At 63.0% G+C, this 8,443-nt stretch carries 9 protein-coding genes; all 9 read left to right on the top strand.

The window, feature by feature from the left end:
* Positions 1-405, top strand: a 405-nt coding sequence (locus CFP68_RS15985) for a hypothetical protein (protein WP_099827946.1), incomplete at its 5' end; no start/stop codon positions are given.
* The gene (locus tag CFP68_RS15980; RefSeq protein WP_099827945.1) at positions 402-998 is read left to right on the top strand and encodes a peroxidase-related enzyme; all 597 of its coding nucleotides are present in this window, start codon (positions 402-404) and stop codon (positions 996-998) included. The genes CFP68_RS15985 and CFP68_RS15980, both read left to right, overlap by 4 nt.
* Before the next feature lie 88 nt (positions 999-1,086).
* Positions 1,087-2,193, top strand: coding sequence for an NAD/NADP octopine/nopaline dehydrogenase family protein (locus tag CFP68_RS15975; RefSeq protein WP_099827957.1), 1,107 nt, complete (start codon positions 1,087-1,089; stop codon positions 2,191-2,193).
* Between the two features lie 30 nt (positions 2,194-2,223).
* Positions 2,224-3,333 carry an ABC transporter substrate-binding protein gene (locus tag CFP68_RS15970; protein WP_099827944.1) on the top strand — a complete coding sequence of 370 codons (1,110 nt, stop codon included), beginning with the start codon at positions 2,224-2,226 and terminating at the stop codon, positions 3,331-3,333.
* Between the two features lie 88 nt (positions 3,334-3,421).
* Complete coding sequence (locus CFP68_RS15965) at positions 3,422-4,399, top strand: ABC transporter permease (protein ID WP_099827943.1); 978 nt, start codon at positions 3,422-3,424, stop codon at positions 4,397-4,399.
* Positions 4,396-5,187, top strand: coding sequence for an ABC transporter permease (locus tag CFP68_RS15960; RefSeq protein WP_099827942.1), 792 nt, complete (start codon positions 4,396-4,398; stop codon positions 5,185-5,187). The genes CFP68_RS15965 and CFP68_RS15960 overlap by 4 nt, the downstream gene beginning before the upstream one ends.
* Positions 5,184-6,269 carry an ABC transporter ATP-binding protein gene (locus tag CFP68_RS15955; protein ID WP_099827941.1) on the top strand — a complete coding sequence of 362 codons (1,086 nt, stop codon included), beginning with the start codon at positions 5,184-5,186 and terminating at the stop codon, positions 6,267-6,269. The genes CFP68_RS15960 and CFP68_RS15955 overlap by 4 nt, the downstream gene beginning before the upstream one ends.
* A 196-nt stretch (positions 6,270-6,465) precedes the next feature.
* Positions 6,466-7,050, top strand: coding sequence for a TRAP transporter small permease subunit (locus tag CFP68_RS15950; RefSeq protein ID WP_099827940.1), 585 nt, complete (start codon positions 6,466-6,468; stop codon positions 7,048-7,050).
* Positions 7,050-8,441, top strand: a complete 1,392-nt coding sequence (locus tag CFP68_RS15945) for a TRAP transporter large permease (protein WP_099827939.1) — start codon at positions 7,050-7,052, stop codon at positions 8,439-8,441. The genes CFP68_RS15950 and CFP68_RS15945 overlap by 1 nt, the downstream gene beginning before the upstream one ends.
* Positions 8,442-8,443 lie beyond the last annotated feature (2 nt).

Raw genomic sequence — 8,443 nt, 5'->3', positions numbered from 1 at the left:
GGGCGCGCGAAGATCTTCGAGATGACGCAGACCGCCGAAGATGCGGTTCTGGCCCCGGCGGATCCCGGCGGGATCTCGCATGATCTGCGCGCCGCGCTGGCGGCCCGGATTGCGCGACTGAACACCGAAGAAGACCTGGCCGAACGCTATGGCGCGCGCATCACCGGCGATGCGACGCTGGCCGATCCGGGTCAGGATGGCCGCGCCCAGGGCCTGGACGCCATCGTGGCCTTCATGGACAAGGTGGCGGTGCATACCGCGCAGGTCCGCGCCGAGGATGTGGAGGCCCTGAAATCCGCCGGCGTCAGCGATGCCGACATCGTGCGGCTGGCCGAGTTGAACGCGTTCCTCGCCTATCAGATCCGCCTGATCGCCGGCCTTCGCCTGATGGGAGCGAGCCAATGACCGAGAATACCCGTGTGGTCACCAAGTGGACCCGCACCGTGCCCGAATGGCAGCCGCGTGTGAAACCCGTCGATCTGCAAGAGGCGACCGAGGCCCAGCTTGATGCGCTTCAGGTCACGCCGTCGAATACCAAGGTGTCGGATTACGTCTTGGTCCTGGCCCATGACGTCGAGACGCTGAAGGTGCGCTCGCCGCTGTTCAACGGCATCATGTATGATCCGGGCGGGTTGTCGCGGTCCGAGCGCGAGCTGGGTGCCATCGGCGCGTCGATGATCAACCATTGCATCTATTGCGCCGCCGTTCATGCCAGCCGCCACGCCCAAATCGAAAAGAGCGAGGAGGTCACCGACCGCATCTTTGCCGCCGGCGCCAATGCCGACCTGTCGCCCCGTGACCGCGCCATCTTTGCCTTCGCGCTGAAACTGTCCAAGGCGCCGTCCGAAGCCGGGCCGACCGACATGGCGGCCCTGAAGGATGCCGGTCTGGACGACGCCGAGATTCTTGATCTGATCCTGTCCACCGCGCTGTTCGGCTGGGCCAACCGCCTGATGCACGTCCTGGGCGACCCGGTCCGCCGCGGCGACCCATCGTGATGCACCCCCGGAAACCCGGGTTGAAACATCTGGGGAAATTGGGCTTTGTGCGCGCGATGAAAGACGCGGCATGAAAAAGGATGATGGCATGACACGGAAGGTCGGATTGGCGGGCGCGGGATCGGTGGCGTTCTGCACGGCGGCGTTGCTGGCGCAGAACGGTCACGATCCGATGCTGTGGTCACCGTCCGGGAAGGGCATCGCCGATCTGGGGCAGGGGGCGACCCTGACCGCCACCGGCGCAGTCGAAACCACGTTGACCCCCCGTATCGCCGACAGCGCGAAGATGCTGGCCGATGAAAACGACGTCCTGATGATCGTGCTGCCGGGATACGGCCACAAGACCGCGCTGGACGCGCTGATCCCGCATATCCGCGACGGACAGCCGGTGATCATCTCGTCCCATGCCTCGTTCGGCGCGGTCTATCTGCGCCAGGCATTGGCGGCGCGCGGCGTCGATGCGCCGGTCACGGCCTGGGGCACCACCATCGTCACCGGGCGCCGGCAATCGGGCACCGCGACCAAGGTGAACACCATCCGCAGCCGGGTGGACATCTGCACCGTACCGGACACCGCGTCCGACGCCGGACTGGAGCTGTGCCGCGATCTGTTCGGCGACCGGTTCATGGTGCGCGACGGGTTGCTTGCGATATCGCTGTCCAACCTGAACCCGCAGAACCACATGGGCATCGCCCTTGGCAACATGACCCGCATGGAACGCGGCGAGGAGTGGAGCCAGGGCCAGAACGTCACCCCCAACGTCGGCCGCCTGCTGGAAGAACTGGACGCCGAGCGGATCGCCATCGCACAGGCGTTGGGGCTGGAGGTGCGCACGATCTTCGAACACTTCCACCTGTCGTTCCACGTTCCGGTCGCGTCGATTTCGGAAATGAACCAGCAGATGCATGCGCAGGGCAACGGCGGCACCGGACCCGCCACCGCCGACAGCCGTTATGTGACCGAGGATGTGCCCTATGGTCTGGCGTTGACGGTGGTCCTGGGCAATCTGGCGGGCAAGCCCGCGCATCTGCACGAGGCAGGCGTGCGCATTTTTTCGGCAATGTATGGCCGCGATTTCATGGCCGAGAATGAATTGCTGAACGCGCTGGACCTGTCGCGCTTTACACTGGACGATCTGCAGAAGGCCGCGCGAACCGGCCTTCTGCCAACCGGCGGCGCCACCAAGGCGTCGTGAAGACGACACTTCTCAATAGGGAGAGACACGATGACCAAGCTAATCCTCAACCGTCGCGGCTTTATCGGCAGCACCGCTGCCGCTGGCGGCCTGCTGGCCAGCCCGGCGTATCTGCGTCGTGCGCACGCGCAGGGATCGGGCGAAGTGAACATCTGGACCTATAACGACTTCGTCCCGAAGGCGTTCAAGGAACAGTTCGAATCCGAAACCGGCATCAAGGTGAACGTCCGCCTGGTCGACGACCAGGGCAAGCAGTTCAACCTGCTGGCCGCCGAACAGCCGAACCCGACCGTCGACATCATGACCGTTGCCGGCCACCGGTTCCTCCAGTTCATCGAAAGCGATCTGCTGGCGCCTTTGGACACCGGTCGCCTGGGCAACTGGGGCAACATCAACCCGACATTCTCGGAATCCGACTGGTCGACGATCAACGGCGAAAAGTGGGGTGCGCCGATCCTGTCGGGCATGGAGGTGCTGTCGTACAACACCGATTACGTCACCGCCGAGGAAGCCCAGACCTGGGACACCCTGTTCTCGGAGAAATACAAGGGTCAGACCGCCTATATCATCCAGGACATGCTGTCGATCGTGATGCTGATGATGGGCTACGACGGCAACTTCATCGAATATGCCGACGATCACGCCCGGGCCGCCGAGATCATGGAAGAGGTCAAGCAGTTCATGATCGACAAGAAGCCGCTGGTCCGGAAGTATTATGACGGTGGTGCGGAATTCCAGCAGATGATGGTCAATCAGGACATCCTTCTGGGCCACAGCTGGAACGGTCCGGCAGCGGCACTGATCAACGATGGCTTCCCTCTGGCGATGAGCATCCCGCAGGAAGGATCCTATGGCTTTGTCTATACCTTCAACATCGCCAAGAACGCGCCGAACGGCGACAACGCCTATACCTTCCTCGATGCATTGCTGTCGTCGCCCGAAATCGGCGCGGCGATGACCAAGGCATCGGGCTTCATCTCGACCTACAAGGGCGCGGACCAGTATCTGAACGAGCTGGAAAAGAAATCGACGTCGTTCCCCGAGGAGCAACTGGCCAACCTGCAGTTCTTCCGCGCCGAGGAGAACGAGCTGAAATACGGCCTGATGGATCCGGCCGTCGAAGCGATCAAGGCCGCCTGATCACTGCCGTTCTTCGTCCATCCCCGCTGTTGGCGGGGGTGGATGCCTGATTTCGTTCGACCCGACTGACCCTTCCGAAAAGAGCATCATGCCAAGCGACGCCGTCCAGACCCGCACCGCGCCGGGCACGCCCGACACATTGCCCTTCTGGGGCCGCATGACACGGTGGAGCCCGTATCGCGCGGTCGTCAATGTCATCTACGGCTCGCCCCGGCGGCAGTTCCTGATCCTCGCGATCTTTCCGGTGCTCTGGGTGCTGACCCAGCACCTGGGCCCGATGGTGCAGATGCTGCGCGTCAGCCTGACCAGTGCCTATCCCGTGGCCCCGGATACCGAGACGTATCTGACGCTGGAACATTACATCAAGTTCTTCGGCGACAGCATCTTCTGGCAACCGTTCTTCCGCACGCTGGCCTTTGCCTTCGTCTTCACCTTCTGCACCCTCGTCCTGACCTATCCGGTGGCGTATTTCCTGGCCCGGCATGTCAGCCGCAAGAACCAGATGCTGATGCTTCTGCTGTTGCTGATCCCGTTCTGGGTGGGTGAAATCGTGCGCACCTATGCGATCATGATCCTGCTCGGCAACACCGGTGCGCTGAACCTGGTGTTGAAGACGCTGGGCCTGATCGACCGGCCGATCCCGTTCATGTATACCAGTTTTTCCATGGGCGTCGGCATCGTCTATCTGACCGCGCTCTACATGCTGCTGCCGCTGTATTCCGCGCTGGAAAAACTGCCGACCAGCTATAACGAGGCGGCGGCCGACCTTGGCGCCGGGCCCTGGACGCGGTTCCGGCGGATCACCCTGCCGCTGACGCTCGAGGGGATCGGATCGGGCTGCACGCTGGTGTTCCTGATCTCGACCGGATTTTACGCCACGCCGATCCTGCTGGGCGGCCCGTCAACCACCGTGTTCGCCCAGACCATCGCCGGGTTCTTCCATACGGCGGGCGACCAATGGCCGACCGGCGCCGCCTTCGCGTCGATCATGTTCGCCGCCGCATTGCTGCTGACGGTTCTGTTTCAACGCATCATCAAGGCGATGCGCAAGGGAGACACCAAATGACCCGCGGCAGCCGCATCTTCATGTCCTGCATCTATTGGGCGTTCGTCCTGTATGTTTTCGTGCCGCTGGCCCTGATGATCCTGATGGGATTCAAGGACAGCAAGTTCATCGGCTTCCCGATCCGGTCCTGGACGCTGGACTGGTATACCGGCGTCTTCGACGACGGCGCGGTGGTGTCGGCCTTCGGCTATTCCATCGCCATCGCGGTGCTGTCCACGCTGGTGTCGATCCTTGTCGGCACCTGGATCGCCGTCCTGCTGGAAGGGCGCAAGTTCGTCGGCCGCCCCGTCGTGTTCGGCCTGGCGGTGATGCCGGCGCTGGTGCCGGGGATCATTTCCGCCATCGCATTCCGCATCTATGCGCGGGGTCTGGGGATCGAACCGGGAATGGGCGCCATCGTCTGGGCCCATGCCGTGCACAACGTGCCCTTCGTCGTGCTGGTCGTCATGGCCCGCCTGTCGACCCTGCCCAAGAGCCAGCTTGAGGCGGCGCGCGATCTGGGGGCCGATCCGATGGTGGTGTTCCTTCGCATCACGCTGCCGTACCTGGTTCCTGCGATCCTTGGCGCCAGCATCTTCTGCCTGTTGCTGTCGTTCGATGATTTCGTCCGCTCGTTCTTCCTCGGCGGATATGAACCCACGCTTCCGGTGTTGATCTTCGCCAAGCTGAGATCGGGCATGTCGCCCGAGATCAACGCCATAGCCACGGTCGCCCTGATCGTCACCGCTGCCATCGGCATCTGGGCCGAACGCTTTACCCGCCGCATGAACAAGGATTCGAAACCATGACCGACACTTCCCCCCTTGTTCGCATCGATGGCATAACCAAGAGCTTTGGTTCGACGGTCGCGCTGCATGACCTTGATCTGGACATCGCGCAGGGTGAATTCGTGACGTTCCTCGGCCCTTCGGGCTGTGGCAAATCCACGACGCTCCGCATTCTTGGCGGGTTCGAAACCCCCGACAAGGGCCGCGTGATCCTGGATGGGCAGGATGTGACGCGCCTGCCGCCCGACCGGCGCAACGTGAACATGGTGTTCCAGGATTACGCCCTGTTTCCCCATATGACCGTGGCCCAGAACATCGCTTTCGGCCTTGAACTCAAGGGGCTGGGCAAGGCCGCGATCAAGGCGCGGCTGGACGAGATCATGACGTTCCTCGAACTCGACGGATATGGCGACCGCTATCCCGGTCAGTTGTCCGGCGGCCAGCGCCAGCGCGTTGCCCTGGCGCGCGCCTTGGCGCCGGATCCGGCGCTGTTGCTGCTGGACGAACCCTTGGGCGCGTTGGACGCGAAACTGCGCGGGCAGGTCCAGAAGGAACTGAAATCGATTCAGCGCCGCACCCACAAGACGTTCTTTTTCGTGACCCACGATCAGGAAGAGGCGCTGACCATGTCGGACCGGATCGTCGTCATGAACAAGGGCCGCGTCGAACAGGACGGCACGCCGGAAGAGCTGTACTTCCATCCCGCCAGCCGTTTCGTCGCCGAGTTCATCGGCGAAACCAACCTGTTGAACGCTACGGTGCGCGGCATGGAAGGCAACGACGTCATCATGGACTGGCACGGCCAGACCCTGCGCGGGCACGTTGCACCGGGCCGCAAACTTCCGCAGGGGCCGGCGACGGCTTCGATCCGTCTTGAGCGGCTGGGGTTCGGCAAGGTGCGCCCGGAAACCGAGAACGCGGTTCAGGGGCGCGTCATCGGCAGCACCTTCCTGGGCAGCCGGATGGCGCTGGACGTGCGGGTGGAAAACGCCGGCGATGCGATTCTCAAGGCCTATGTCGACACTGCCACGGGCAGCACCCTGGGGGATGGGCCGGTCTGGATCGGCTGGGACGCCGACAGCATGGCGGTTCTGAACGACTGAACCGCCGATCATCGCCAGGCCCCAAGGGGCCTGTCGATAACGGTTCATAATCAGAGTTATGTTAATAAACCGTGCACCGGGACCAGCGCGCCCACATGCACGTTCCGCGTCGCTTGCTGTTGACCGCTTTGAGGTCGCGCGCAATAAGGCGCGGCATGCCGGACGGGCGCCACACAACCAGGAAACGGAGACGACGATGCGTTTGATCGGCGCGACAGCAGCGGTGATCTGCCGGATCAACGGGATCATCGGGCAGGTGTTCGCGTGGCTGTCTCTCGGGATTGTCGTGGTCTGCTTCACCGTCGTCGTGCAACGATACGTCTTCGCGATCAGCCATGTCTGGATGCAGGATCTGTATATCTGGCTGAACGGTGCGATGTTCACCGCCGTCGCCGGGTTCGCCCTGATGCGCGATGACCACGTCCGCGTCGACATCTTCTATCGTCCGGCCCGGGTCCGGACGCGGGCCATCGTCGACCTGGCCGGTACCCTGCTGTTCCTGCTGCCGTTCTGCACGGTTGTCTATCTCTATTCGATGCCTTTTGTCATGCGCGCCTGGTCTTACGCCGAAGGGTCGGCAAACGTCGGAGGCATGCCGGGACTCTATATCCTGAAGAGCTTTGTGATCGTCTTCGTGGCCCTCCTGGCGTTGCAGGGGATCGCGCTGATCTGCCGGTCGGTCCTGGTTTTGGGCGGGCGGTGCGATCTGGTGCCCGAGGTCATGCAATACCCGATCAAGCCGGCGGATGCCGCCACTGCCGCCGTCGAAGGAACGCATTGATGGATCCTGTCGTGATCGGAGAGGCCCTGTCGGGGCTGATGTTCTTCGGCATCATCGGTTTTCTGCTGCTTGGCTTTCCGGTGGCGTTCACCCTGGCCGGCGTGTCGCTGATGTTCGGCGCGGTCGGAATGTGGCTGGGCGTGTTCGATCCGTCCAATTTCGGCGCATTGCCAAACCGTTACATCGGGTTCATGACCAACGAGGTGCTGGTGGCGGTGCCGCTGTTCATCTTCATGGGCGTCATGCTGGAACGTTCCCGCATCGCCGAGCAACTGCTGATGACGATGGGCAAGCTGTTCGGCAACCTGCGCGGCGGCCTGGGGATTTCGGTCATCCTGGTCGGCGCGATGCTGGCCGCGTCCACCGGCGTTGTTGGTGCGACCGTGGTGACGATGGGGCTGATTTCGCTGCCTGCCATGCTGCGGGCGGGATACGATCCGAAACTGGCCACGGGCGTGATCTGTGCGTCGGGCACATTGGGCCAGATCGTGCCGCCCTCCACCGTGCTGATCTTCATGGGCGACATGCTGTCGGGGATCAATTCACAGGTGCAGATGGAAAAGGGCAACTTTGCCCCCGTTCCCGTGTCGGTGGGCGATCTGTTCGCGGGCGCGCTGTTACCCGGTTTCCTGCTGGTCGGGCTTTACCTGCTGTTCGTGATTTTCAAGGCGGTGAGCGATCCGCAATCCTGTCCCGCCACGCCGGTGCCGCCAGACCAGAAGAAGGACCTGGCGCGCGAGGTGGTCGTGGCACTGGTCCCGCCGCTTCTGTTGATTCTGGCGGTTCTCGGATCCATCCTGGGCGGCATCGCCACGCCCACCGAGGCCGCATCGGTCGGCGCGGTCGGCGCCATGGTTCTGGCGGCGTTGCGCTGGCGGCTGTCTTTCGCGATCCTGCGTCAGACGGTGATCAGCACGGCAACCATCACATCCATGGTGTTCGTGATCCTGTTGGGGGCGTCGGTGTTTTCGGTGGTCTTCCGCCTGATGGGCGGCGACAACCTGGTGCATGAATTCCTGTCCAGCCTGCCGGGCGGAACGCTGGCCGCTGTTGCGGTCGTGATGGCGATCATGTTCTTCCTCGGCTTCATCCTGGATACGTTCGAGATCATCTTCATCGTGATCCCGATCACCGCGCCCGTGCTGCTGATGCTGGATGTCGATCCGGTCTGGTTGGGTGTGCTGGTGGGAGTGAACCTGCAGACCTCGTTCCTGACGCCGCCGTTCGGTTTCGCGCTATTCTATCTGCGCGGTGTGGCGCCGGCCGATTTGCCAACCGGCGCCATCTACAGGGGGATCCTGCCGTTCGTCGTTCTCCAGATCGTGGCGATTGCCATCCTGTTCGCGTTTCCCGGCATCGTGACCTGGCTGCCACGGCTGATCGCGGGTTAGAG

Source organism: Oceaniglobus indicus (assembly GCF_002751875.1).
Taxonomy (GTDB): domain Bacteria; phylum Pseudomonadota; class Alphaproteobacteria; order Rhodobacterales; family Rhodobacteraceae; genus Oceaniglobus; species Oceaniglobus indicus.
Note: the sequence above shows the minus strand (reverse complement) of the source record. Positions and strands in the feature narration are given on the sequence as shown.

Excerpts from the sequence above, each read along its gene's own strand:
- CFP68_RS15980 (WP_099827945.1), top strand. The coding sequence starts at position 402 with ATGACCGAGAATACCCGTGTGGTCACCAAGTGGACCCGCACCGTGCCC.
- CFP68_RS15975 (WP_099827957.1), top strand. The coding sequence starts at position 1,087 with ATGACACGGAAGGTCGGATTGGCGGGCGCGGGATCGGTGGCGTTCTGC.
- CFP68_RS15970 (WP_099827944.1), top strand. The coding sequence starts at position 2,224 with ATGACCAAGCTAATCCTCAACCGTCGCGGCTTTATCGGCAGCACCGCT.
- CFP68_RS15965 (WP_099827943.1), top strand. The coding sequence starts at position 3,422 with ATGCCAAGCGACGCCGTCCAGACCCGCACCGCGCCGGGCACGCCCGAC.
- CFP68_RS15960 (WP_099827942.1), top strand. The coding sequence starts at position 4,396 with ATGACCCGCGGCAGCCGCATCTTCATGTCCTGCATCTATTGGGCGTTC.
- CFP68_RS15955 (WP_099827941.1), top strand. The coding sequence starts at position 5,184 with ATGACCGACACTTCCCCCCTTGTTCGCATCGATGGCATAACCAAGAGC.
- CFP68_RS15950 (WP_099827940.1), top strand. The coding sequence starts at position 6,466 with ATGCGTTTGATCGGCGCGACAGCAGCGGTGATCTGCCGGATCAACGGG.
- CFP68_RS15945 (WP_099827939.1), top strand. The coding sequence starts at position 7,050 with ATGGATCCTGTCGTGATCGGAGAGGCCCTGTCGGGGCTGATGTTCTTC.